The sequence below is a fragment of the Bacillus sp. 22190 genome, from assembly GCF_052045575.1.
GTDB lineage: Bacteria > Bacillota > Bacilli > Bacillales > Bacillaceae > Bacillus > Bacillus altitudinis.
Genome location: NZ_JBQEPF010000013.1, coordinates 1 through 24692, shown reverse-complemented (window position 1 = coordinate 24692; position 24692 = coordinate 1). Strand labels below are relative to the sequence as shown.

Here is a 24692-nt window from a genome sequence, read left to right as displayed (position 1 = left end):
TTCACAAGAGTGGAGGCTTTTTTATTTGGTTTGTGGATAAAAGGTGTGGAAAATGGTAAAAGACTATTAACATGTGAATAAATCGGTTATATTGAACAATGAGCGAAACACTTGTGAATAAACAGACGATATATTGGAGGAATTAGAAACTTATGAACAAATTACTTTATGCTTGTGCAGAACATATAGAAACCGTACTAGACATGTACATAGATGATCACGAAACACCGCCAGAATTCAGAAAAATCGAACATACACACAGCTTATCCACAACCTGTGAATTGTGCGATGAACCTGCAATATATATAGTGGGGAACGAATGATCGGACACAAAATACACAAATTTTATCCACAATTGTTGATAACTTATATGAATAACTTGTTCTTAAGGTGGGGATGACCTGTGAATATATCAATTATCACAGTAGGAAAATTAAAAGAGAAATATTTAAAGCAAGGCATAGCCGAATACACAAAACGATTACAGGCATACGCAAAAATCGAGATCATTGAGCTCGCAGACGAAAAAGCACCCGAGAATCTCAGCGAGCAAGACATGAAAATCATCAAAGACAAAGAAGGCGAACGCATCCTAAGCAAAATCAACCCAGACGCCCACGTCATCGCCCTCGCCATCGAAGGAAAAATGAAAAGTTCCGAAGAATTAGCCGATACAATAGATAAGCTGGCAACATACGGAAAAAGTAAGGTGTGTTTTGTCATAGGTGGGTCACTTGGGTTAAGTGATGCTGTGATGCAGCGTGCGAATGAGAAACTTTCATTTTCAAAAATGACGTTTCCGCATCAGTTGATGAGGCTGGTGTTGGTGGAGCAGATTTATCGGGCGTTTCGGATTGTGCGGGGGGAGCCTTATCATAAGTAGATGAGGTTTTTTTAATCATTCCTACCATAATTAATAGTATCTTGATGTAAAAAGGTTCAGCTTAATGTTCTATAAAAGATGTCTTTGCTAGACATTGTAAACTTAAATCTTATGAGTATCTGATAATGATACATTAAACTTTCCATTCGCTGTCTTCTCTGTTTTATCTTTTGTTGATGCATCATAGGAAAATCATTGAATTTTTCAATAACCAATATTTTTTCTTTTTAAAATCGCTAGGTTTATTCTTACTGTTAATTTTTTATGTCTAATTCCATAACTTATTTAAACAATAGTGAGTAGAAGAATATGAATGATAATGAACCTATTTTGTGAAATCGTAGAGACTAACAATTTCTGTTAAAATATTATTCGATTGAATGAAGTTTTATTGAAATTAGGTAATGGAAAATTAAATAATAGGAGACATAACTTGAAAAAATAAAATATTAAATAGATATGGATATCGCACTTGAACAAGCATTAAAAATATCTGGTGTAAAGATAGAAAGAGAAAGCTTTCTGACCAATACCTTTTCAGAACTTGTATCTCCAGCACATTATCCATATTGATTTACAAGATAGCATACTAGTAAAAGATTAATAATTCAATTATTAATCGGTAGTATAAAGTAAATGTATTAAAAGAAAGGAGAATAAATAATGGCTACATCTATAGAAGTAAATAAACAGAGTGTAAAGCAACTATTAGAAACAGGAAAAGTAAATAAATTTATTATTCCTGAATATCAACGTCCGTATGCATGGACTGACGAACAGATTCAAACGCTTTTTGAAGACTTAACAGAGTATACAGAAAATGATAATGGAAGCACTTATTTTCTAGGAACGATTGTTTCTTATGAAAATGATAGTGGTGAACAAGAAATTATAGACGGTCAGCAGCGAATTACGTCTTTATTCTTATTGTTACGAGCGCTTTACTTCAAACTTAAATCAATGAAAGAAACAAAAGAAGTAGCAAACTTTAAAGCACAAATAGAATCAGCATTGTGGGAACAAGATGAATTAACAGCTGAGGTTAACTTTGAAAAAGCTCTTATTGAATCTAGAGTTATAAGTGATGAGGGAAACAAAATTTTTGGTCAGATTCTTGTTAACGGGACTACTAAAGAAACTGCAAAAGATAACTATTCACTTAACTATAAATTATTTACAGAGTTAATTGAGAATTATGCTTCAAATGAACCGGAGTTATTTTTTTGGTTTATTAGGAATGTTTTAAACAAGGCAATTTTATTACCAATCACAGCTGATTCCCAAGATACAGCTTTAACGATCTTTTCAACTCTTAACGATAGAGGACTAGCTTTATCGGATGCTGATATTTTTAAAGCGAAAATCTATAATAATTTAAGTGTTGATATGAGGGCTGTTTTCATTGAGCAATGGCAACAACTTGATGATGAAGCGAAAGATGCTGGTGAAAGCATTCAAAAACTATTCTATTATTATATGTTCTATTTAAGAGCCTTAGAAAATGATCGAAATACTACAACTCCAGGTCTAAGAAAGTATTATTCAAGAAATAATTTTGAACAGTTATATAAAACTGATATTATTACAAACTTAAATTCAATGCTGAATTTATGGAGAGTGGTTAACAATCGTGTGGAAATAGAAGATGAGAATTGGTCTAAAAATATCGAGATTAAACAAATACTTGATGGGTTATCTTCGTATCCAAATGAATTTTGGAAGTATCCAGTAGTTATTTATTATCTTAATCATCATAAGTTACCAAATTTCGAAAACCTTTTTTTACGGTTTCTTAAAAATTTACTTGCTGTTTTGGCAGCTCGTTACATAGTTACGCCAACAATTAATGTAGTCAAGCGAGGGATTTTAAATCTAAACTCTGAAATTATTAATTCGCCTACACCTATATTTAATTTTAATAAGTTGGATGAACAAGAGCTAAAAATTAAGATTAAAACTGCGCATCGTAATACTGTTCGGATGATTCTAAAGATACTTGCTTATCAAAAGCAGGAGGAACTCCTTCCTGATAAATGGGAAATCGAGCATATACTACCTAGAAAATGGCAATCTAGTTATTTTCCAAATAATTCTGAGGAAGAGGTAAAAGAACTTGTGGAGCATTTGGGAAATAAAATACCTTTTGAAAAAAAGCTTAATATCATTGCAAGTAATGGATATTTTAAAAAGAAACAAGACAGCTACAATAAGTCTAAAGTTCAAATCTTATTAAATTTATCTAGCGAACATAAAGACTGGGGAATGAATGAAATTCGAGAAAGAGACATACGAATTTCTGACGAGCTATTAAATGTATTTAATGATTGGGGATTAAATCAACCCGATTTTCTAAGTAAAAGTGAAGAACAACCAACCCCAACCCCTGAAGATTTAAGAGCAATAAGGGAATTAAAAAGAAAAGGTCTAATTTGAAATTTATTTTTTAGAAGCTATGAATTTGAGTCACTTGTGTTATTTTCATAGCTTTAAAAATACTTAAAACTTCACTTAGATACGTCACGGAATTAAAAACATCAAATTAAATGAACAGTTAATAGAAATTAATTTTAAAAACTATTAAAGGAGAAGAAGATAATTAAATCATTTATTATTACTTTTATTATATTACCTTCAATATTAGGAGCTGCAATGGCATTCACTGTAGAAATACTTCCCTTTATATGGAGTATCATTACACATAAAGGGACAAACTTAGCGTTTAAAGATTTAGCGATTATATTTGTTTTAGGCTATGTAATGTGTCTAGTGAATATTGTATATTATAAGGCGTTCATTCACAAAATTAATAAAAACAAAAGTCACAACTAACATATAGATACAAACTAAAAGCTCTTAGCGATTGCTAAAGCAAAACTATAATATGCATTATTAAAAAACAAATTATTCCTACATAGTTGGATAAAGGTATCTATCAATATCATCCTTCAGGCATCCTTCAATGACCCAGTTTCTGGGGAGTTTAAAAAGATAGGATGAAGAGTAAATATGTTATTAGAGGAGGAAAAATGGCTTCATATGTCTTGTTACTAAAAGAATACGAAAATCACACTACTGTCATATATAGATTTGGTCCAAATGAAAATAGTATGGGGAAAATTGAATTGAATAAATTGACGAAAAAAGTTTCAGAGATAGAAGCTATACCCGATGAGAATATTCCTTCAAAATTTTATTTTGATAGAGCTGCTCAAAGGTTAGCAGTGTGTCTAATCAGAGAGGGAGGGGTATTCCCAGAAAGAACTGCTTTTGAGTCATAAAAAAGATTCAAACACAACTTTATATATAGGAAGATGAGATACATGAGTCATTTAATATACCATGCATATTTTCCCGAGAACCATGAGTTTCATGTTTCACAGCAAGAAGTCATGAACAGTGGCATTAAATATTCTACGAAGTCAAATTATAAATATAGTAATGGTGGAAGAGTGAAATTAGAGATCACAGAAAACTTAAGACCTTCCAATATTCCTAAATGGATTCATTTCAAAGAAGCAATCGGCGCTGATATAATCAATCGTTTTTCAGAGTCTTTTTGTTTCCCTATATTTACGGACAAGATATTTGTATTTGATCGTGATATTTCGCTTTCTATTTATGATCAAGCGTTCTATGAAGATATGAAAGAGTTTGATGAGGAAGCTTTAAATTTTGACACTGGAGAAACGATGGAATATTGGATTGCGCAGTACTGGAAAAGTATGATCCCACTCAAAGATTATTTGAGGAAAAGGCCTTATCCAAAGCCAGAGGTATTAATATTTGAACCTGTACCGAAGGAAATCATTAGTTTTTGTGTAGAGTGATAAGCAATTTCTAATTTAAATATAGTTCTAGAGATCTTGCAACATAAAATAATATTCTAATAACCTCATTTAAAGGCATCACGGTGAGCCTTATACATAAGTGAGTGGGATTTTAAAAAAACAGAAACAGCACCAATCCATTGTAGGTGCCACCTTAGCTATGTTAATTATATTTTTTCTAAAAAAGAATTGAAGACTTACACATGTAATTATCTTCAATTAATAGTACACGTCCAATAATATCTCCAGCAGCAGTTTTATCATTTAGAACCATTACAAGATTACCTCCAACAAGGTTTTTCTGAAGAACTTCAATTAAAGATATCAGTGAGAATATTAACTAAGAGGAGATGAATTTATTCATCTCCTCTAGCACATCCCATAAGGTTCCTATTGTTTCTCTTTTACAAGCTTGATGGTAAGAAAGAAAAGAATGAATAAGATAAAATAATTCATTGGATTCTTAAATATGCTCATCTCTAGTGAAATCTGTAATAGAATCCAGAGAAAAAAAATGATTAGTATAGATGGAATGATGATTTTATACACCATGATCACCTTCCCTTTAGGATAAAAAGAGAGTACCCTTTTTGCAATTCATTAAAAACAAGATGCAGCAGCTCCTGTCATTGCTCCGCCAACAGTACCTGTGATTGCACCAACTGCACCAGCGCCTACAGTTCCGATACCAGGTATTGTGACAGTTCCTACAGCAGCACCAGCAAGACCAAGCGTACCACCTCCGGTTACTGCCCCACCACTAGTACCTAGAATACATTTTCCGACAGATTGAGTACTGATTTTCCCGCTTGTTTTTTCACTCACAACTTTAATTAAAATCCCATTTTTAATTTTTTCATAATGCAAGGTAACAGGATTATTGTTTTTATCGGTCGATGTTTTAGGAAGAACTTGTTTTTCATTCGTTATTTGATCTTCCAATATAGCATTTCCTTTAGAATCGATATGAACATCAGCATGATCGAACGTCATCTTTAATTCACTATCATTAAGGTTCTCCACTTTATATGTGGCTTGTGACTTTGTGGCATTTGCATCTTTAGGTGAAATTGGTAGAGCCACGGCGCTCATCAGAAATAGAGATGCTACCAATTTGATTAGAGTGCTTTTTAATTTAATATTCATCACTTATCATCCTCCTTTGGATGCCATACTAACATAGCTATACATGCTGTTAAATGATGAAAAGATAAAATAAGTAAATAATAATGTTTTAAATGAAATTTAATAATGACTTTTTTCTTATTTTTTAAAGTTGCATCTGTATTTTTATATTTAGAGGTTTCGATCTGATAAATCAGTTGTGATTACTTTTAATAGTAAGCGCTGCTTTGGCATATAAAGAAAGATGTTGCCAGTAAGAGATATAAAAATCTTGAATTGATAATTCAATGAGAAATAATAACTAGGAGAGGTAATGGGAATTTCTTGTTTCTTATAAGTTTATTATTTAAAGATTTTCTGTATTAAATATCGTATTATATAAAATGAAAACAACTATTCCAATAAATGAAATCATAGTAGGAAAAACATACTGATCTTATTCTAGTTATAAATAGTTAAAGGAGACTTTCATGGGTATTAAAGCTGACTTTAAACGTGAAATGCGTAACGTAATAAAAGACGTAGAAAAAGAAATAAATAAAACATGGAAAATTGAATATAAAGGGCATTCTATAGAAATTACAAACCAAATAAAAGAAGAGCAACTAATCATTGATGGTGTGACAGTTGATAAAAAACAACGAAAAAGTTTATTGACTCATATGATCCCTTATTCAAAATTGTCAGGGATATTGGAGCTTCAAGATGGTACAAAACACAAAGTGTCCGTTAAACTTGGTGGGTATGTACGATTTCGTTGCATTGTGAAAGTAGATCATGAAACAGTTTTAGATGAATCAATGAAGATAGACTTTCTCCCATGGGATCATAAAGAGAAAATCGTTCCCTTTATTCAACAACAAATTCAATCACATCATAAAATAGTAGACGACCGTTTACCCGATGAAGATTATTTATTTGACGAAAATGAACCACGATTGGCTCCCGGTTTATCTGATTATTATGTAGATGAACGACCTGCCCCTTTTTATGTGAAGAAGCTATTGAAGCTTTTTGAAAAACAACTAAATCATCCTGCAAATGAAACAAGAAAGAAAACATATGAAAAAATCATTTCTAACAATATGGCGAGCCGCAGCAGTGAGTTAATTGAACGATTTCAGCAAACACAATGGGATGAATCCCGTGTACAGCAAGAAGCGTTATGGCTTCTTGAACATGCGGCACATCGGGAGGTCGTCAAATTTGCAGTCATGATACTGGGATGTACAAACTGTGAAAAATACAAAGAGCTCTTATTCACAATAGGTATGCATGAAGAATTTACTTCTTATGTCGTGATTGCATTGAAGAATGGCACAATTCAAGGAAACGAACATGTTTGGCGTCTTGCAAAGTCCGTCGATGGATGGGGGAAGATTTCGGCTGTTGAGCAATTGGAAGCATCGACGTCAGAAATAAAACGATGGCTACTAACAAAGGGCTGCGAAAATACAATCATGAATGAATACTCAGCTTATACTTGCGCTCTTAATGGTGATTTAGAAACCGCTTTATCAGAAGATGAAATTTCCAAAGAATTATACGATGGAGCGAGTCTCATCATTCAAGCATTATTAGAAGATGAGGTTTCTATCTACGGAATCGATGAGTATTCAAATGCAAGCTCAGTTCTCTGCCGATATATTCACCATGCTCATAAGCACTGCCAAACAATTGAGGACTTTTATCCAATATTGAAAATAAATGAGTTTTTAAATGATGAACAAGAGATTTGGGAAGACCGATTGAATGATTCATGGAAACAGGACGATTATAAGGCTATCCAGGAAGCTGTTCAACCGTTTATCAATGACAGTAGATGGTCAAAGCTTGCAACCGATTCGTTACAACAGGGTTTTAGCTCCCAAGCACTTGAAATCGCTCTCTTTTATCGTTTAGATGTGATTGAGCATCTATTTGCTTTACTTGAGAAAGATCCGACAAATAGTGAAATATACTTTGCTGTGATGGACACAAATCATCAAGAGCATATTAGAGAGCTTTGCACATTTGCAGAAACACATTTATCGTTATTAAACCTCTCCGATGATGAAGTGGCTTGTCTACAATATATTGTGCAAGATTTATATGAACACGAAGGTGTAGGATTGTCATTGATTCAAGCTGCACTTAGATCAGATGATGGAAATTTACAGTATCATGCTTTAAGTGTATTAAAAGAATGGTCTCCTTCGTATTCGCAGCAAGCGGCCACAAGAGAATTGATTGAACATATTGCCGTGAAGACAAAGGATAAAGAAGATCGAAAGTTAGCCAAATACTTATTAAAGAAATAGGATTCGGTTTACCTTCGCACTACGAGAATGAAATCTAAATATTAGAAAGCAGGCACACCATGCACACAATCAAAAAAATAGGCCAAACCTTCTCCTACATCACACCAGTATCACTCACAGACCGCCCCATCCTAGGCATGGTCGTAGGCAATAACAAAACATTAATGATCGATGCCGGCAACTCGGAAGATCATGCGAACTATTTTATCCAAAAAACTTTAAAACACGAGAATGCCACGCCCGATATGGTGGTCCTCACGCATTGGCATTGGGATCATATTTTTGGTCTACCGGCGTTGCCTCATGCGGTTTCAGTTGCTTCTGCAAAAACCAGAAAAGAAATGGAGAAGCTTCTTCCGTTTTCTTGGTCAGATGAGGCGATTGATGAGCGGGTGAGGGAAGGAACGGAGATTGAGTTCTGCGCGAAGGCGATAAAAGAAGAATATAAGAATCATCGAGACATTCAGGTGGTTTTACCGGATGTCACGTTTGATCGCCGGATGGAGATTGATCTTGGCGGGGTCACTTGTGTTGTGCAGCATGTTGGGGGCGATCATGCTGCAGATTCTGTGATCGTGTATGTGAAAGAGGAAAAAATCCTGTTTCTTGGTGATTGCATTTATCCGAAAATGTATGCAGAAAAAGTACATTTTACGGTAAAAGAAATTTTGCGTCTTTTAGATGAGTTAGATGCTTTTGATGCCGATACGTATATTCCTTCACACCAAAGACCGTGGACAAAAGAGGAGTTTCGTCAGGAAACAGACAAGCTTAGGAAGATTGCGAAATTCACTGATCTATGTGGTGGAGATAAGCAGAAAATCACGAATGAATATCAAAAGTATGTGAACAGAGAACGGAAAGAAGATGAATTAGAAACTATAGAGTACTTTGTAAATGGGTATTAAATAATAAATGAAAAAGTCTCATTTGAGTGATTTTCCTCAAACGAGACTTTTTTATTTCTACGGCAAACCCACAACATCTTCTGCATCACGAACTGTGACAGACATGTTTTTGGCATTAATAATGATGACACAATCCCAAGTAGGTTTAATTTGCAGTTCATCATTCTCATCAATACGAATAATTCCTTTAAATTCAACAGTCTGTTCTAGAAAGACCATTTTCTTTTCTGTATCATCTTTGACGGCTGTTAAATGTTCAGGATAGTGAACGGTCCAATCATAAAAAGTGGTTTTCTTCATAGTTCCTCCTATTTTCATTCGTACACATCTCCGAATACTTCTTTTGTTTGCCGGATTGTCAGTGATTTATTGGTTGGATCAATTGAAATGACACAATCCCAAGTAGGTTTGATTTGTAGCTCGTTGTTGTCATCCAACCAGATGATGCTATTTAGTTCAATAGATGGCTCTAAAATGACCATTTTCTTTTCATGATGATCTGTAATCGCTGTTAAGTCTGCTTGTAAATGGATGGTCCAGTCAAAAAAAGTGATTTTTTTCATTGTTTCTCCTCTCATCATCGCTTATATTTCCATTATAACCTGAGTGTTTTCTGACACCATTTTTTATCAATTCTTCTATTAATAGAGAGGTTACTTACAGATGGACAACATAACTGACCTATACGACACGTTCAAAACCAAAATATCGAAATATCCAATTGAACAAAATCATTGGCAAGCTTTCAAAGATGGAACAACGATTAAACAGTTAAAAGCAGGTACATGCATAATCAAGGCTGGCGATCCGGTGAAGCATGCCTATTTCTGCATAACAGGTCTCTTCCGTCTCTTCTATTTGTTACCGGATGGAAGGGAGTACAACGTGGCTTTTACGTTGGAAGATGATTTTGCTACTTCTTATGCAAGTATGATCAACGGGCAGCCTTCTCCTTATTCGATTGAAGCGATGGAGGATTCTATCGTGATTGAAATTCCGTATGATCTGCTTCAAATGTTGATGGACAGCAGTCATATGTGGGAGCGGTTTGTTCGGGTGAGTGTAGAAAGGCTGTATACGAGAAAGGAAGAGCGTGAGAGGGAACTGCTCTATTTGCCAGCCATTGAGCGATATCAGGCGTTTTTATTGAAATATCCCGGGTTACATCAACGTATCGCTCAATATCATATTGCCTCATATATCGGTATTTCTCCAGTTTCGCTGAGCAGGCTACTGCATCCTGCTGAACATTAACCTATGTTAATGCACATTCTCTAGATCTGGCGTACAATCATCACATCATAGAAGAATCGAGGGGCATGATGATGAAATATATGATGGTTGTTTTATTAGAGTTCTATCCATCTTGGCTTGCTTTACCACGAGAGGAGCGCAGAACCCATGCGGCTTCGCTGCAAGAATTGATGCAGAAATATGAGGAACATGTGACGGTGCGCTTTTTTGATGCTGAAGCTCTTCCGGGTAAGGATTACACAGATTTTGTGATGTGTGAAACGGATGACCTGAAGTTCTATCATTTTATGTGGGAAGAGATTAGAGATTCTATTCCTTACACAAGTGGTTATGTCAAAATGAAAGAGGTCATCATGGGAATGGAAGATGCTTTTCAAACATATGAAAAAGAATCTTTGAAAATGGATCAGTAATCGAAAACCACCTGCTATCAGGTGGTTTTTTGCACATTCTATTTTTTGGTATAATCAGGGGTAAGGGAAGAACGGATAAATTTTTGAACGGAATCGGAGGTACTTATGAAGCAGCTGTATATGAAGCAAAAGGTATTTAGTCTGAGCGGCCGGTTTACGGTAAAGGATCAACAGGAGAATGATGTATATGTGGTCGAAGGCAGCTTTATGAAGGTGCCAAAGACGTTTACCATTTTGAATACAGAACGAGAAGTCATCGCTGTAATCACGAAGAAAATGTTCAGCTTTTTACCAAAGTTTTTAGTAGAAGTCGGTGGGCAAGAGGTATTGACGATCAAAAAAGAGTTTACATTCTTCAAAGCAAAATATTCAATTGATGCCGCTAGGATCGAAGTACAAGGGAACTGGTGGGATATGAATTTCCAAGTGCTGCAAAGCGGCGAAGTGATCGGTCAGGTAAAGAAGGAATGGTTTACTTGGGGTGACAGCTATAAGGTGGATATTTTGAAAGAAGAGATGGAGCCTGTGATGATTGCATTGGTTGTTGCGATTGATTGTGTGAAAGCGGATGAAGCGGCGTCTAGGTCTTCGTCGACGACAACGACTAACTAGAAACAGAATATAGTCATCCATAAAACACCTCAAAGAGCTTAAAGCTTTTCGAGGTGTTTTTGTAAATTGAGTTTTAATTGCTAATTCTTATGATTCATATATTATGAATTTTTTGGGTCATACTCTATTATTTAACTTTAGTGTTATAATAATCAAATAAATTGATTAAGGAGTATGAAAATGAAAAAAAAGACGTTATTTATTATTGGTAGTAGTGTAGTTCTGTTATTTATTATTATCTTTTTGGTAGCTGGACGTTCAGCAAATCCAGCAGATTTGGCAAAAGAATTTAAGGAAAAAGTGGAAAATGGGGATGCAAAGGGCCTAGTTAAATTAGTGAAGCTTCAAAATAAAGAGATGTCATGGGATAAAAATGATGCTGAAAGCATTATTAACTATCTAAAAAATGAAAGTAAAGAATTTGAAAATCAGGTTGAGTTATTAGAGTATCAAGCAAAATATTATAATTCAGACGGTAAGGATAGTACATTTACTGAGAGTCTATTTGGAAAAGCCTTTTTGTCTATGGGACCATTCTTTATAGATAAAGAGAAAGGTTTTTTAGGGAGAGAGAAATATACGATTAAAGCGAGAGCTTATAAGGTAGAAGTGGAAGCCGCCAAGGGTGCTGAAATTTCTTTTAATGGAGAAAAAATCAACTTAAAAGACAGTAGTTCTAAAATGCTGGGCTATTACGGACCAGGTGTATATGATATAAAAGGAGAAAAAAAATTTAATTATACAACAGTAAATGATGAGGAGGAATTCACTCTTTTTGATGCTGATTCTTTTGAAAAAACAGTCAGTCTTAATTTTTCAGGTAATAATGTAGATGTTTCATCATCGATACCTAATACAGAAATAGTAGTGAATGGAAAAGGAACTGGAGAGAAAATAGAAGAAGGTACGACTTTTGGTCCTGTGAAAGAAGGGATCACTCTACAAGGCAAGGCTAAATTCCCATGGGGAGAAGGCAAAAGCAAAGAATATGAAGTGAAAGTTGAAGAAGATACAGATACGTCTTCTGTTTTCGGAGGATCAACAAATCAGTATGATTTAACACCTAATCCAATCATTGATAAAGCTTTTAAAGAAAATATGAAACAGGTGATAAATGATTTCGCAAAGCAGAGGGTCGAGGCTAAAAATTCTAAGGATGCAAATAAGTTAAAACAAGTGTCTGATAATCTTAAGAAAGAGTTTATAGAAGTGATTGCTGGGTATGATTCAAAGAATTATTATGAGGGAAAGGCACTAGGCACAAGAATTGATTTTTCGAAGGCTACCTATGAAATTGGAAGTGGAGGATCACATCTAATACATATTCCAGTAGAGTTTCATGATAAAGAAAGAGAAGTTCTTGAATACGTCGACAGTGAAAGCGAAGAAGGATTTTCAGAAGTTGAGCTTACTCTCGAATATATTGAAGATAAAAAATCATGGATAATTAGCAGTGTTGAAGACGATTACTCGTATAGTGATGAGTATATGACAAGCACAGAGGTAGAAAAAACAAGTTTTTAATTTAGCAAAAGAAATGAGATAATTTTTACAGAAAGTACAATTTCTTTTAAAAGGAAATTGTACTTTCTGCGTTCCAATACTAATGGCCAGAAAGCAAAAGAGGTGAGCAAACGAATGACATTCCCATACAAAGTATTTCAAACAGTTGTTGAATGCGGCAGCTTTACAAAAGCTGGTGAGAAGCTTGGGCTGACGCAGTCTGGGGTGAGTCATAATATGGCGAAGCTTGAGTCAGAGCTTGGCATTGTGCTGCTTCATCGGAATCGAAACGGGCTGTCGCTGACAGATGCAGGTGAGCGGGTGATGCCGCATATTCGCCAAATCATTCATCATGCGTCATTGCTTGAGCAGGAGGCGGCGTTGATTCAAGGGATGGAAGTGGGGAGTATTAAGATCGGCACGTTTTCTAGTTTTTCTTCAAAAATGCTTCCGCAGCTGATACATCGATTTACGAAAAGTTATCCCAATATCCAATTGGAGTTATACGAAGGCGGCTATGAAGAGATTGAAGAGTGGATCGCGTCTGGCACAGTTGATCTTGGGTTTTTAACACAGCCATCTAGAGATTTGGAAACTGTTCCACTGTTTCAAGATGAATTGGTAGTGCTCATGCAAGAGAGTCATCGTTTCCATACAAAGAAGGTGATGGAAGTGGCTTCGTTCCAAGATGAACCATTTATTATGCCAAAAGCGGGCTGTGATCAACTCATTAAGAAATTATTAAAAGAAAGCGGCGTAAAACCCCATGTTTTATTTGAGATTGGGGACAACAATACGCTCATCTCTATGGTTCAGGAAGGCCTTGGGCTCACGATCATTCCGAAGTTGATTTTGCCGCCTCAGGTGCCTCATGCGAACGTAATTCCACTTGAGACCAGTGTTTATCGCGAAATCAATATGGCGTTTAAATCTTTTAACGCAGCCTCTCCCTCTACTAAAAGATGGATTGAAGTGGTCAAAGATCATTTTAAATAGATTCAGCTTGAACGAGAGTCTCTATTCAAGCTGATCAATTTATAGCGTTATTACCCCGCGAATGGTAATAACCGCTGCACCTGCAACTTTAATCACCGGCTTTGCTTCATTCGGAATGACCGTGATACGAAGCAATCCTGGTCTGCCGATGGCATCACCTTGAGCAATGCGCAGATGAGTGATTTCTTGCTGAGGAATGATCCCTTCCAAATACAGATATCCGGCTAATGCTCCGTTTGCTGCTCCCGTTACAGGATCTTCGGGTATACCAATGCCAGGTGCAAAATCCCTTGTATAAAGATCACAGTCCTTTGTGGATTGAAACGTATAAAGATGAGTCGTTGTGATACCCTGCGCTTTATTCATTTTCCCTAAAGCTGCTAAGTTTGGTGCCGCTTGATCAATGTCATCCTGGTGTTTCAGCGGAACCAGGAGATGCCAGTTTCCGGTGTTTGCTAATTTTATAGGATAGGATGGATCAATCCTGTCACTGCTTATACCGAGCATGTCACTAAGCTCTTCTACATCGATGATAAAATCTCGCGTCTTTGGCGTGACCTGTGTCATCTCCACATCCACAACTTTGCCATTTTCCTCGTGCCATATAACGGGAACATGGCCGATCTTTGTTTCTAACACAACCCCTGATTTTTCTTTAGCCATCCCTAGCTCCGTCGCTAAAAGCCAAGTCAACCCAACCGTCGCATGCCCGCAGAAATTGACCTCTTCCGTTGGAGTGAAATATTTCACTCGATAATCAGCTTTCTCATCATGTGCCGGCAGCAAGAAAACGGATTCGGGTAAGTTCAACTCCTTGGCGATATTTTGCATCTCATCCTCCGTTAACCATCCCCCATCCAACACCACCCCAGCGGCATTACCTCCAAATTTCTCAGTTGTAAACGCATCGACATGATACACTCTAATATCTTTCATCTGACGAATCCTCCTAAACATGTTGTTATGTTCATCATAAGTGTGTAGGATGCATTCGTAAAATGAATCTTTTGAATGTGATGAATTGGAATTGTTCATGTAAGATGAAAAAACGATCGAAATCACTCTGTATATCTATGAATATGGATTTTTATAAGTCTTTAGGCTTAACATTAAACCTTGTACCTATATTGGTTAAAATGTATAATATTTGTATATAAAAACATTAATAGGAAAAGAGAGGATATCTTTATGAAAATAGTCCTGAAAGTAGTAGCTTCTATTCTTTGTATGATGATGTTGAGTTTGAATATACAAGAAAATGTAAGTGCCGCAGAGGGTGGAACGAAAACAACGGTTGATCGTTATCAATATGGTGATAACTATTTGACGGGTAAAACAACGCCAAATGCGATTGTCGCATTTGCAGATTGGGGTGTTCCTGCTAATTGGAAATCTAAATATATGCACTACGCAACAGCAGATAGTAACGGAAACTTTAAGTTGTTCTCTTCAAATTTTAGTTCAGGCCAAACGATAGAGCTAGATACTTATGACCAAAATGGGACAAAGCTTTCTTCAAACAAAGTGTATGTTTTCAAGGAATCGTTTACCTCATTAGATCCGATATATGATACTTCTCAGGAGCTAACGGGGAAAACTGTGAAGAACACAAAAGTAGAGGTCATGAAAGATGGTAAAGTGATTGCCTCAGGAACATTTAATGATGCCATTCATTTAAAGCTTCCTGTTCTAAATGCAGGCACATTCCTAACAGTGAAAATGACGACTGGCAGCAATATCGACGTTTACAAAAAAATTGTTAATCCTAAGCAGATTTCACTTATTCCTACAACAAAATGGTCTAAATCTGTTAAAGGCAAAACGGGAATTCCTTATGCAAAGATTATTTTTAAAAAACAAAAGGAAGTCATTCAAACGCTTACTGCTGATGATGATGGCAACTTTGAATTGAGTGTAGACAAAAACACCATCAAAGCATTAGATCAAAGTTATTTTCAAGTGATAGAACCCTCTTATAATAATGCTTTGCATGAAAAGATCTTCCAAATTACAGCAACAACTCCAACTATTAATCCATTTACTCAGCTTTCAACTTCAGTGGGTGGGACCGCAGCTCCTGAAAGTATAATTCATATTTTAGATGGAGAAGGCAGAGTAATTGGAGAAGGTCAGACAGACTCTAATGGCGTCTATGACGTTCCTGTTTCAAAATTAATCGGTGGTGACTTAATTACAGTAAAGACGTTCATGGCAGATAACCCAAGTGAAACAGATCAATCTCAAGAAGATGTACAGAAAGTTTATGTAGAAGATATAGATGATTCGAGTGATACAATTAATGGTTTCAGCACCTTTGGGTCTAATGCTGTTGTAGAAGTACAATCAGATTCTACAAATAGCACAATAAAAGCCATGTCCAAGCTCAGCACAAGTTCCACAAAAAAGAAATATGGCCCATTTCCAATCACCCCAGGGAAAAATTTTAAATTAAAAACGGGAAAATTAACAAAAGGTTCTAAAGTAACGATCACGTTGCAAAGCGGGAAGAGGAAGGTTTCCCTCCCAGTCGTAACCGTCAAAAAAATCGTCACATCTCCACTTGCAGCATCCCAAGTGAAGGTGACGAACAATAAAGGTAAAAACGATACGGTGACGATAAAAGGAATCAAAAAACAATCCGTCATCAAAATCTTTAAACAAGCTTCTGGTGGAACAGCGATTGCGCAGCAAACTGCATCGAGCTCGAACATGACGATTTCCATGAAACAATTGGGTCAAACAAGTGGAACGCTTTATATCAGCATGAAAGAACCTGGTCTAAAAGAGGGAAATCGAGTACCAATTCGCTATCAGGGTGAAAAAGCAGACGCTCTAAAAGTCAACCAGATCAAAATCAATAATCTTAAAAATAAAAATGACGTCATTACAGTGAGTAAGCTTAAGAAAAAAGACGTCATCAAAGTTTATTCAACAAACGGCAAACTACTAGCCGCATCAAAACCGGCTAACAGTTCATCCATCAAATTGTACGTCAAACAAGTTGGGGCTAAGAGCGGAAAAGTATTTGTTACACGAAGCAGTGACAAGATGTTGGAAAGCGGAAAACAGGCTGTTTCTTTTAAAGGTGAGCCATCCTCTGCATTAAAAGGCAGCCAAATCAACATCGTCAACAACAAGAAGAAAAATGACGTGATCACCGTTAGTAAATTATCGAAACAGGACCTTGTCAAAATCTATAACCAATCAGGAAAATTAATTGGTCAGTCAACGGTCTCTAAAGGTAAGGTTGTAAAGGTGACCATCAAACAACTAGGCGCTAAGGGCGGTAAGATCTACGTTACCGTTACAGGAAAAGGAATGTCAGAGAGTAGTAAGATAGTAAAGACGTTTAAGGCTGAAAAGTAGATTTTCCTAATAAATGATCACACTTAATTTCTATAACAATCGTCATTCATTTTAAGGGTGACGATTTTATGTTCAGATCGTATTTTCAAAATAACTCCAATCATAGGGTGGTGCCAATCTTGAAAAAAATAAAATATGTCGTCCTAACGGCTATTATCTTTTGTTGCAGTATGTGGTCTTCAAGTGTTCAAGCTCAATCCGGTTATTTCAACACATATACAACGTATACTGGAATGTCAGGCTCTGGATTCTACACCTCTATGCAAGGAATGTGTGTCGACCGTAACAATAACATGATTTATGCTGCAAAAATAAATACTTCAACCCAGCTGACACAATTGTACTCTATTAAAATGAACAGCTCGTCAAGCAATAGAACAGTGAAGCTTCTTAAAAACTCTGACACGAATAGTACTAGCTATGATTTAGGACATGCCAATGACTTAGCTGTCAAAGCCCAAAAAGGAGATGAGCAAGTTAGTATTTATGTAGCCCCTATGACCGATGGTGTCAAGTATGTAAAAAAGATCGTGAAGCTACAAGTGAACACGAAAAAAAGTACATACAAAGTGGCTAAAGCCTATGTCCTTCAGTACCAGGGAACGAATTTATCAGTTAGCGGCATCACGTATTCTGTTGGAGCAGACAAATTTATTGTGAGGTCTGGCAATCGCTTTTTCATTGGAGATTTTAATGATCAAACAGGAAAATTTGAGTATGAGGCCACATTTACATTAAATTATACAAAAGCAGTGATCCATCAATCAGTGGTAGATGTTTCGAAGTACATTCTTCAAGGAATTTCTTTTTACCAAGGAACATTATATGTCCCTTTATCTAAGCCAGATCCCAACGGAGGAGCTTCTAATGTGAGTGTTATTCTCACGTATCCGTTAAATATCAACCAAATGATCAAAGAGCAAAAGGGAACAACAAAAGATTTTTCAAAAGAGTTGTTTACTAGAAATGACCTATCTTTCCGAATAACGAGCAGTGCATTTACTCTTTTTGAGATAGAAGCTGTTGATTTCGATGACGGAACGTTATATTTTAATACGAATCGTGGGAAAAAAGGGACACAAGAAGATATGATCGCAACATTCAATGACTATAACTACTACAAATGATACCAGCATTAAAAAAAGCTCCCCAAAAATGAGGGGCTTTTTCCTTTCATCACCCATAATAATTATTCGCCTGAATAAAAAATTGGGATTGCATGTAGTTATATGTGATTTTCGAGAAGTCGAAGGGCTGGCCGTTTGTGAGATGAAAGACGGTTTCGACGCGAAGAGCAGGATCATTTTGCTTAAGTCCGAGGTGCTTCGCTTCAGTTTCGTTTAGTTTGCCAACTTGCAGGTACATGTCAGAAAAGCCCACTTTAAGACCAAGGCCTTCACTAATGAATTTAAAAACAGAATCGGCTGCAATTTCTGTGTTGAGGTAAGGAATAATGGTTTTCCGGTAATAGGACTCTTCTAAACATAAAGTTTGTCCATTGATGTAACGAATGCGTTTAAGGTAGAAAACATCCTCATCTGGTTCAATGTTTAAATTCAGCGCAGCTTCTTCTGGCGGTTTGACGGTAACTAACGTGAGAACTTCTGATGTCAGTTGAAATTCCTCTAAATCTTTTTTAAATCCTTGGTTGGATAAAAGGCTGATATAGCCTTTGCGCCTGTGCCTTCTCACAAAGATGCCGCTGCCCCTCACCTGATAGACAATCCCTTTTCTTTCGAGTAAATCTAATGATTTGATAATTGTACTTTTGCTCACAGCAAATTGATTCATAAGAGTCTCAAGCACAGGAAGTTTGTCTCCTTGCTGCAGCTCATGTGTGACAATATATTTTTCAATATCGCTCGCAATTTGTTGATACTTTAACATAGCCATTCCTCTTTGTTTTCACGATTTATTGTCTTTGTATTATAGCACATCCCGATTTCTCTTTGATATGCAAAATAAAATTATATATGTATTGATAAATTGTACCGGTATAATTATAATGTACATATACTAGTAGTGATAAAGGGGGGTTTTATATGTCAAAAGTGAGGGATTATCAAAAGCTTGCAGAAGACATCTTAGAAGCAGTTGGCGGAGAAGAAAATGTGGTGAGTGCCGCAAGATGCGCCACGAGGCTGCGTTTGGTGTTGAAGCGTTCTAATCCAAAGGCAAAAGAAGCAGTCAACGCCATGCTTGGAGTCATTACAGTGGTGGAAAACGGTGGTCAGTTTCAGGTTGTGATCGGTCAGCATGTAGGTGAGGTATATGAGCATTTTTTCAACCTTGTTCAGCTCCAAACGTCGGATGATGATCAGCCGAATGAAAACAAAGGAACGATACTGAATCGGGTCATTGCGACCATGTCCGCTGTGTTTGCGCCATTTGTGTATATTTTAGCCGCAGCTGGTATTTTGCAAGGTGCACTTATCTTAATAAATTTGATATTTCCAAGCTTCTCGAAAACAGGCACTTATGAAGTGTTTAGCTTTATTTCTTGGGCACCGTTTACGTTCCTGCCTATTTTTATTGCGATAACTGCAGCCAAGCATTTCAAAACGAATATGTACATCGCGGTTGCTTGTACAGCAGCACTTGTCAGTCCAGCTTGGACAGAGATTGCCGGACGTGTAGCATCAGGGGAAGGTGTGACCTTTTTAGGGATTGCGTTATCTGAAACGGTTTATACATCATCCGTCTTGCCACCGCTTTTCTTAGTATGGATTCTTTCTTATGTAGAAAAATTCTTAAACAAACGAATTCATGAGGTTGTCAAACCGCTATTTGTCCCATTTCTATGTATGGTCGTCATGGTTCCGTTAACCATTCTATTAATCGGTCCTCTTTCGACAGCAGGTGCAAATGGGATTGCAAACGGATACAATGTCTTAGCTGAAAATGTACCAGCTCTGGCAGGGGCCATTATCGGCGGTTTCTGGCAAGTACTCGTGATTTTCGGTGTTCACTGGGGCATCACGCCAATGGTACTTGCGAACTTTGAACAATATGGACGAGACTCCTTTCAGGCATATCAAACCATCGCTGTTATCGCTCAAGTCGGTGCGGTGCTGGGAGTTATTTTAAAAGCAAGAAATCGGGAAACACGGAAAGTTGGGGTTTCAGCTGGAATCACAGGACTCTTCGGTATTACGGAGCCTGCGATTTACGGTGTCACCTTACGTTTTAAAAAGCCGTTTATTTTCGGGTGTATTTCTGGAGCGGTCGGTGCCATTGTGGCCAGCTTCTTTACGCCTTATTACTTTGCATATGCAGGGCTGCCGGGTCCGTTGACGATTGTGAACGGAATCAGTGCAGATTATCCAACGTCTATCATTGGTATTTTGATTGGTGTGGCCATTGCGCTGATTTTACCAGTTGTGCTTATTCAAATGTTCGGATATGGAGAAGATACAGTAGAACAGTCAGCTGGTGAAACACCTCTTAAAGATCAAGACGGAGAAACGGCAAATACTTCTATGAACAATGAAGAAATGATCACGGCTCCACTTACAGGAAAGGTGCTTTCGTTATCTGAAGTGCCAGATGCCGTATTTAGCTCTGGGGCGATGGGGAAAGGTTTTGCCATTCATCCGACCGATAACAAACTGTTTGCACCGTTTGATGGCAGTGTCGTCATGCTTGCACCAACAAAACATGCGATTGGTCTGCGTTCTGAATTTGGGGTGGAGTTACTTGTTCATGTAGGAATTGATACGGTCTCTCTAGATGGATCGGCATTTACACTCAATATCAAAGAAGGCGACAAGGTGAAAAAGGGTGACTTGTTGATGACATTTGATCAGGAAGCAATTGAAAGCAAAGGATTACAAACAATCACACCTGTTATCATTACCAATACCCAAGCATACGAAGATGTGATTGTAGAGAAACGTTCGACATGTCAGCCAACTGACGTCATGATGACAATTGTGAAATAGGAGGAATAGATAATGACTTTACCAAAAGATTTCTTATGGGGCGGGGCATTAGCCGCTCATCAATTCGAAGGTGGATGGAATGCAGCTGGCAAAGGGCCGAGTGTTGTAGATGTGATGACAGCAGGTGCTCATGGTGTACCAAGACAGATCACGGAAACGATAGAAGAAGGAACTTTTTATCCAAACCATGAAGCCATTGATTTCTACCATCGTTACAAAGAAGATATCGCCATGTTTGCTGAAATGGGATTAAAATGCTTGCGAACATCGATCGGCTGGAGCCGAATTTTCCCTAAAGGGGATGAAGAAGAGCCGAATGAAGCAGGCTTACAGTTTTATGATGATGTGTTTGATGAACTGATTAAACATGGAATCGAGCCTGTCATTACGTTGTCTCACTTTGAAATGCCCCTTCATTTGGCAAGAGAATACGGCGGATTCCGAAGCAGAAAAGTCGCTGAATATTTCGCGAAATTTGCGGAAGTATGCTTCGATCGGTACAAGGACAAGGTCACGTACTGGATGACATTTAATGAAATCAATAACAAAATGGACGTCAACAACCCGTTGTTCCTTTGGACAAATTCAGGGGTATCTGTCAAAGAAGGCGAAAATGCCAAAGAAGTCATGTATCAAGCGGGACATCATGAATTGCTTGCAAGTGCATGGGCAGTGGCAAAAGGAAAAGAGATCAATCCGTCCTTTCAAATTGGAGCGATGGTGTCCCACGTGCCAATTTATCCATATTCCTCAAACCCAGAGGATGTCATGCTGGCAGAAGAATATATGAGACAGCGCTATTTCTTCCCAGATGTCCAGGTGCGTGGCTACTATCCAAGCTACGCGTTAAAAGAATTTGAACGCGAAGGCTATCACATTCCTTTTGAAGAAGGCGATGAAGAAAGCTTAAGAAAAGGAAAAGTAGATTACCTTGGCTTTAGCTACTACATGTCAACAACGGTCAAAAGCGATGTGGTATCTGATCACAACGGAGACATTGTCAATGGAGCACTGCCACATGGTGTGGAAAATCCGTATATCAAATCAAGTGACTGGGGCTGGTCCATTGATCCGACAGGCTTAAGATATACATTGAATCGTTTTTACGATCGCTATCAAATCCCGCTATTCATTGTGGAAAATGGCTTTGGTGCCATTGATCAAGTGGAAGAAGACGGCTCTATTCATGACCCAGAGCGAATTCAATATCTCGCTTCTCATATTCAAGCACTGAAAAAAGCGATTGAATATGACGGTGTGGACCTCATCGGCTACACACCTTGGGGCATCATTGATATCGTGTCATTCACAACCGGTGAAATGAAAAAACGCTACGGCATGATTTATGTTGACCGTGATAACGAAGGTAATGGTTCAATGAAGCGTCTTAAAAAAGATTCGTTTACTTGGTATCAAAACGTCATCGCAACGAATGGTGAAGAAGTGTAATAAAGAAATGACTGGCCCGGATGAGCGTGGGATGCGCTTGTTCGGGTTTTTTTATTTCCTATGCTTCAATGTGGCCTGAATACAAAGAAAAAAGAGAGTGATCACAATAAAATAATTCATTGGATTGTGGAAGACATTGATACTAAATGCTAATTGAAGAAGAATCCAAAAACCGAATATCACTGTAACAGCTGGGATGATTTTTTTATACACATTGATTCTCCTTTCGAGAGTAGTTTGTTTTTAGGTGGCATTGTCTCATATCATTGCATAGATGAAAAAAGAGAAAGATATTAATAGGTTCTATTGCACTATTTGGTATAATTGGTCTATAAAAACGATAAATGGTAGATAAAGAATAGGAGTTGTTGAAATGAATCAAACTCTGCAAATGGGTGCCAATACCGTACTAAACTCTCCAAAGGGGCAATTATCCATCAGTTATGAAGTGTCATCTGCAATTGATATTTCTTTAACGGCGTTTCTCTTAACAGATTCAAATCTAGTTCAAGGAGATAATGGTATTATTTTTTACAATCAGCCGGAGAGTACTACGGGTGTCGCAACACTTTTACCAGCAGAGATATCAGATCAGTTGAAAAGACATCAATTGAATTTTGATATGAGCAAAGTGCCTGTCGGAATCACAAAGATGGCTATTACACTAACAGAGGATCGAGGCATCGGCTTTTCTCATGTGAAGAATCTGCAAGCAGAAATTCGAACAGGTGATGAGGTCCTATACCTAACACCAGTAAGCTTTACAAATGAAAAGGGTATTGTCGTAGTAGAGCTATACATAAGAAATAGTGAAACGAAAGCACGATCCATCTGGCGTGGCTTCGATTCTGGATTGGAAGGGCTATGCAAGCTTTATGGGGTAGAGGTTGAACCTGATGAACAGGATGTTTCTACACCTCCTCCAATGGTTTCTGAAAAACAAATTAATGAGCCTGCTCCAATGAACACAGCCGCTAAAGAGAAAGTCGCTGCACCTATTAGCTTAGAGAAAGTTCAAGGTAAAATTAGTCTAGACAAAGGTCATAAACCGATCATCATTGAAAAAACACCAGAGATTACGGCTACAGTATCTTGGGAGTCTGGAACCGATTATGATATTTACGCATTGGTCTATACGAAGTCAGGAAAACAAATAGATGTGGCCATGTTTGGCGCAAAAGGTGTTCCCGCGCTTAAAAGTTACGGTAACGGGGCTGTTGAGCATATGGGAGATGTCGGTAGAGATCGTGAATCAATGAAAACAGAAGTCATTAAACTAAGGTTAAATGATGATATCCTTGCGGTGGTACCCGTTGTTTACTCTGCTCAATCAAATGGAACAGGTTCTTTCTATAGATATAGAGTGTCTATGAGTATCGATAATCATCAAGGAACGTCTGTCACGATTCACGCGAAACATGCAAATGACAATGATCGAATTTATTCTTGTGTTCCAGGTATTCTTCAAAACACAAATGATGGCGTGATCATCCATCCACTAGAGCTTTACAGTAAACCAAACTCTGAGCGTAGACCGAAGTTAAAAATGAAATATTCAAATGAGATCGATGTTTTGATGGATAAAGGACCAATCAATGACTATAAGTAACGTGAACATGTGGCTAGACAGAGTATAATGAACTGTCTGGCCTTTTCTATATCTCTACAATTGTTAAACTCGTTTATCCAAATTAGAGGGTAAATTGAATAGAGAGTTCATTCCATTTTTTGTGTCATTTAGCCTATTTTTCCGTTTTGGAGGTCACGGTAAAATAGACTTTATGATCAATAATGGAGGGAGTGGCTTAATCTGGGCAAGATACTTGATGCAAAAGCACTAACCAGTGTCATGGATACAAGGGCAAAACACTATCAGGAACTCCGTGAACAAATGATAGATTTAAAAAAGGCACTTCAAGGTGTTGCCAATCTCGGTGACGACTTCACTGGAAAAGGTGCCGATAACATTAAAAGCTTCTACAAAGAACTCGCCGGAAATGTGGACATGTTTATTAGTTTCATTGATAAACAAAAAGCCTTTCATGAAGGTGTTTCTGGGACACTTGATGATACAAATTTTGGCGGCGACACCTTTGTAGAAGAACACTTTTTAGA

The 24692-nt window shown here is 37.2% G+C and carries 24 protein-coding genes; 18 read left to right on the top strand and 6 right to left on the bottom strand.

Features of this window, described 5'->3' with window-relative positions:
- Nucleotides 1-152: 152 nt before the first annotated feature.
- From ACTJKA_RS15410 to ACTJKA_RS15390, 5 genes are all read left to right on the top strand, one after another.
- Nucleotides 153-323 carry a CxxH/CxxC protein gene (locus tag ACTJKA_RS15410; protein ID WP_073414986.1) on the top strand — a complete coding sequence of 57 codons (171 nt, stop codon included), beginning with the start codon at nt 153-155 and terminating at the stop codon, nt 321-323.
- An 80-nt stretch (nt 324-403) separates the two neighbouring features.
- A complete protein-coding gene (gene rlmH / locus ACTJKA_RS15405) occupies nt 404-883 on the top strand; it encodes a 23S rRNA (pseudouridine(1915)-N(3))-methyltransferase RlmH (protein ID WP_035390089.1) in 480 nt (159 codons plus the stop codon).
- Between the two features lie 663 nt (nt 884-1546).
- Nucleotides 1547-3316 carry a DUF262 domain-containing protein gene (locus tag ACTJKA_RS15400; RefSeq protein ID WP_171465974.1) on the top strand — a complete coding sequence of 590 codons (1770 nt, stop codon included), beginning with the start codon at nt 1547-1549 and terminating at the stop codon, nt 3314-3316.
- A gap of 593 nt (nt 3317-3909) precedes the next feature.
- Nucleotides 3910-4161, top strand: a complete 252-nt coding sequence (locus ACTJKA_RS15395) for a hypothetical protein (RefSeq protein ID WP_171465987.1) — start codon at nt 3910-3912, stop codon at nt 4159-4161.
- Nucleotides 4162-4203: 42 nt separating this feature from the next.
- Nucleotides 4204-4710: a DNA polymerase III gene (locus ACTJKA_RS15390; protein WP_265154222.1), complete on the top strand. Its 507-nt coding sequence runs from the start codon at nt 4204-4206 to the stop codon at nt 4708-4710.
- A 390-nt stretch (nt 4711-5100) separates the two neighbouring features.
- Here the strand turns inward: ACTJKA_RS15390 and ACTJKA_RS15385 are convergent, their stop codons facing one another.
- Together ACTJKA_RS15385 and ACTJKA_RS15380 are read right to left on the bottom strand one after the other, a co-directional pair.
- Nucleotides 5101-5259, bottom strand: coding sequence for a hypothetical protein (locus tag ACTJKA_RS15385; RefSeq protein ID WP_025093698.1), 159 nt, complete (start codon nt 5257-5259; stop codon nt 5101-5103).
- Between the two features lie 51 nt (nt 5260-5310).
- Nucleotides 5311-5856 (bottom strand): Pathogenicity island protein, encoded by a 546-nt coding sequence (locus ACTJKA_RS15380; protein WP_171465972.1) that lies wholly within the window; start codon nt 5854-5856, stop codon nt 5311-5313.
- Nucleotides 5857-6305: 449 nt separating this feature from the next.
- Between ACTJKA_RS15380 and ACTJKA_RS15375 the strand changes: the two genes are divergently transcribed.
- The gene (locus ACTJKA_RS15375; protein WP_440607832.1) at nt 6306-8135 is read left to right on the top strand and encodes a hypothetical protein; all 1830 of its coding nucleotides are present in this window, start codon (nt 6306-6308) and stop codon (nt 8133-8135) included.
- A 59-nt stretch (nt 8136-8194) separates the two neighbouring features.
- Nucleotides 8195-9043, top strand: coding sequence for an MBL fold metallo-hydrolase (locus tag ACTJKA_RS15370; protein WP_268357478.1), 849 nt, complete (start codon nt 8195-8197; stop codon nt 9041-9043).
- A gap of 57 nt (nt 9044-9100) precedes the next feature.
- Here the strand turns inward: ACTJKA_RS15370 and ACTJKA_RS15365 are convergent, their stop codons facing one another.
- The gene (locus tag ACTJKA_RS15365) at nt 9101-9343 is read right to left on the bottom strand and encodes a hypothetical protein (protein ID WP_144471748.1); all 243 of its coding nucleotides are present in this window, start codon (nt 9341-9343) and stop codon (nt 9101-9103) included.
- Nucleotides 9344-9357: 14 nt separating this feature from the next.
- Nucleotides 9358-9606 (bottom strand): hypothetical protein, encoded by a 249-nt coding sequence (locus tag ACTJKA_RS15360; RefSeq protein WP_072368203.1) that lies wholly within the window; start codon nt 9604-9606, stop codon nt 9358-9360.
- Nucleotides 9607-9706: 100 nt separating this feature from the next.
- Between ACTJKA_RS15360 and ACTJKA_RS15355 the strand changes: the two genes are divergently transcribed.
- From ACTJKA_RS15355 to ACTJKA_RS15335, 5 genes are all read left to right on the top strand, one after another.
- The gene (locus ACTJKA_RS15355; protein WP_171465969.1) at nt 9707-10297 is read left to right on the top strand and encodes a Crp/Fnr family transcriptional regulator; all 591 of its coding nucleotides are present in this window, start codon (nt 9707-9709) and stop codon (nt 10295-10297) included.
- Between the two features lie 71 nt (nt 10298-10368).
- Nucleotides 10369-10710, top strand: a complete 342-nt coding sequence (locus ACTJKA_RS15350) for a darcynin family protein (protein ID WP_039165381.1) — start codon at nt 10369-10371, stop codon at nt 10708-10710.
- A 105-nt stretch (nt 10711-10815) separates the two neighbouring features.
- The gene (locus ACTJKA_RS15345; protein ID WP_440607831.1) at nt 10816-11322 is read left to right on the top strand and encodes an LURP-one-related/scramblase family protein; all 507 of its coding nucleotides are present in this window, start codon (nt 10816-10818) and stop codon (nt 11320-11322) included.
- Nucleotides 11323-11502: 180 nt separating this feature from the next.
- Nucleotides 11503-12846 (top strand): TcaA 3rd/4th domain-containing protein, encoded by a 1344-nt coding sequence (locus tag ACTJKA_RS15340; RefSeq protein WP_144610818.1) that lies wholly within the window; start codon nt 11503-11505, stop codon nt 12844-12846.
- A 114-nt stretch (nt 12847-12960) separates the two neighbouring features.
- Entirely contained in the window at nt 12961-13821 is an 861-nt protein-coding gene (locus ACTJKA_RS15335; protein WP_336750380.1) for a LysR family transcriptional regulator, read from the top strand.
- Between the two features lie 39 nt (nt 13822-13860).
- On the opposite strand, the gene ACTJKA_RS15330 is transcribed toward ACTJKA_RS15335, so the two are convergent.
- Nucleotides 13861-14757, bottom strand: a complete 897-nt coding sequence (locus tag ACTJKA_RS15330; protein ID WP_265154215.1) for a PhzF family phenazine biosynthesis protein — start codon at nt 14755-14757, stop codon at nt 13861-13863.
- Nucleotides 14758-15009: 252 nt separating this feature from the next.
- On the opposite strand from ACTJKA_RS15330, the gene ACTJKA_RS15325 reads away from it, so the two are divergent.
- Nucleotides 15010-17187, top strand: coding sequence for an Ig-like domain-containing protein (locus ACTJKA_RS15325; RefSeq protein ID WP_268357476.1), 2178 nt, complete (start codon nt 15010-15012; stop codon nt 17185-17187).
- Between the two features lie 119 nt (nt 17188-17306).
- On the top strand, nt 17307-18314 hold the full coding sequence (locus ACTJKA_RS15320) for a hypothetical protein (RefSeq protein WP_017368419.1): 1008 nt from the start codon (nt 17307-17309) through the stop codon (nt 18312-18314).
- A gap of 49 nt (nt 18315-18363) precedes the next feature.
- Here ACTJKA_RS15320 and ACTJKA_RS15315 read toward each other — a convergent pair whose 3' ends face one another.
- Nucleotides 18364-19074 (bottom strand): GntR family transcriptional regulator, encoded by a 711-nt coding sequence (locus tag ACTJKA_RS15315; RefSeq protein WP_171465964.1) that lies wholly within the window; start codon nt 19072-19074, stop codon nt 18364-18366.
- Nucleotides 19075-19229: 155 nt separating this feature from the next.
- On the opposite strand from ACTJKA_RS15315, the gene ACTJKA_RS15310 reads away from it, so the two are divergent.
- The 4 genes from ACTJKA_RS15310 to ACTJKA_RS15295 form a co-directional block, all read left to right on the top strand.
- Nucleotides 19230-21128, top strand: coding sequence for a beta-glucoside-specific PTS transporter subunit IIABC (locus tag ACTJKA_RS15310; RefSeq protein WP_440607830.1), 1899 nt, complete (start codon nt 19230-19232; stop codon nt 21126-21128).
- A gap of 9 nt (nt 21129-21137) precedes the next feature.
- On the top strand, nt 21138-22577 hold the full coding sequence (bglA, locus tag ACTJKA_RS15305; RefSeq protein ID WP_440607839.1) for a 6-phospho-beta-glucosidase BglA: 1440 nt from the start codon (nt 21138-21140) through the stop codon (nt 22575-22577).
- 373 nt (nt 22578-22950) lie between these two features.
- Nucleotides 22951-24186 carry a TerD family protein gene (locus ACTJKA_RS15300; protein WP_268357473.1) on the top strand — a complete coding sequence of 412 codons (1236 nt, stop codon included), beginning with the start codon at nt 22951-22953 and terminating at the stop codon, nt 24184-24186.
- A 240-nt stretch (nt 24187-24426) separates the two neighbouring features.
- The coding region (locus ACTJKA_RS15295) for a T7SS effector LXG polymorphic toxin (protein ID WP_327859632.1) at nt 24427-24692 on the top strand (266 nt) is incomplete at its 3' end.

Coding starts and splice junctions, on each gene's coding strand:
- ACTJKA_RS15410 (WP_073414986.1), top strand. CDS start 153: ATGAACAAATTACTTTATGCTTGTGCAGAACATATAGAAACCGTACTA.
- ACTJKA_RS15400 (WP_171465974.1), top strand. CDS start 1,547: ATGGCTACATCTATAGAAGTAAATAAACAGAGTGTAAAGCAACTATTA.
- ACTJKA_RS15395 (WP_171465987.1), top strand. CDS start 3,910: ATGGCTTCATATGTCTTGTTACTAAAAGAATACGAAAATCACACTACT.
- ACTJKA_RS15390 (WP_265154222.1), top strand. CDS start 4,204: ATGAGTCATTTAATATACCATGCATATTTTCCCGAGAACCATGAGTTT.
- ACTJKA_RS15380 (WP_171465972.1), bottom strand. CDS start 5,856: ATGAATATTAAATTAAAAAGCACTCTAATCAAATTGGTAGCATCTCTA.
- ACTJKA_RS15375 (WP_440607832.1), top strand. CDS start 6,306: ATGGGTATTAAAGCTGACTTTAAACGTGAAATGCGTAACGTAATAAAA.
- ACTJKA_RS15370 (WP_268357478.1), top strand. CDS start 8,195: ATGCACACAATCAAAAAAATAGGCCAAACCTTCTCCTACATCACACCA.
- ACTJKA_RS15365 (WP_144471748.1), bottom strand. CDS start 9,343: ATGAAGAAAACCACTTTTTATGATTGGACCGTTCACTATCCTGAACAT.
- ACTJKA_RS15360 (WP_072368203.1), bottom strand. CDS start 9,606: ATGAAAAAAATCACTTTTTTTGACTGGACCATCCATTTACAAGCAGAC.
- ACTJKA_RS15355 (WP_171465969.1), top strand. CDS start 9,707: ATGGACAACATAACTGACCTATACGACACGTTCAAAACCAAAATATCG.
- ACTJKA_RS15350 (WP_039165381.1), top strand. CDS start 10,369: ATGAAATATATGATGGTTGTTTTATTAGAGTTCTATCCATCTTGGCTT.
- ACTJKA_RS15345 (WP_440607831.1), top strand. CDS start 10,816: ATGAAGCAGCTGTATATGAAGCAAAAGGTATTTAGTCTGAGCGGCCGG.
- ACTJKA_RS15340 (WP_144610818.1), top strand. CDS start 11,503: ATGAAAAAAAAGACGTTATTTATTATTGGTAGTAGTGTAGTTCTGTTA.
- ACTJKA_RS15335 (WP_336750380.1), top strand. CDS start 12,961: ATGACATTCCCATACAAAGTATTTCAAACAGTTGTTGAATGCGGCAGC.
- ACTJKA_RS15330 (WP_265154215.1), bottom strand. CDS start 14,757: ATGAAAGATATTAGAGTGTATCATGTCGATGCGTTTACAACTGAGAAA.
- ACTJKA_RS15325 (WP_268357476.1), top strand. CDS start 15,010: ATGAAAATAGTCCTGAAAGTAGTAGCTTCTATTCTTTGTATGATGATG.
- ACTJKA_RS15315 (WP_171465964.1), bottom strand. CDS start 19,074: ATGTTAAAGTATCAACAAATTGCGAGCGATATTGAAAAATATATTGTC.
- ACTJKA_RS15310 (WP_440607830.1), top strand. CDS start 19,230: ATGTCAAAAGTGAGGGATTATCAAAAGCTTGCAGAAGACATCTTAGAA.
- ACTJKA_RS15300 (WP_268357473.1), top strand. CDS start 22,951: ATGAATCAAACTCTGCAAATGGGTGCCAATACCGTACTAAACTCTCCA.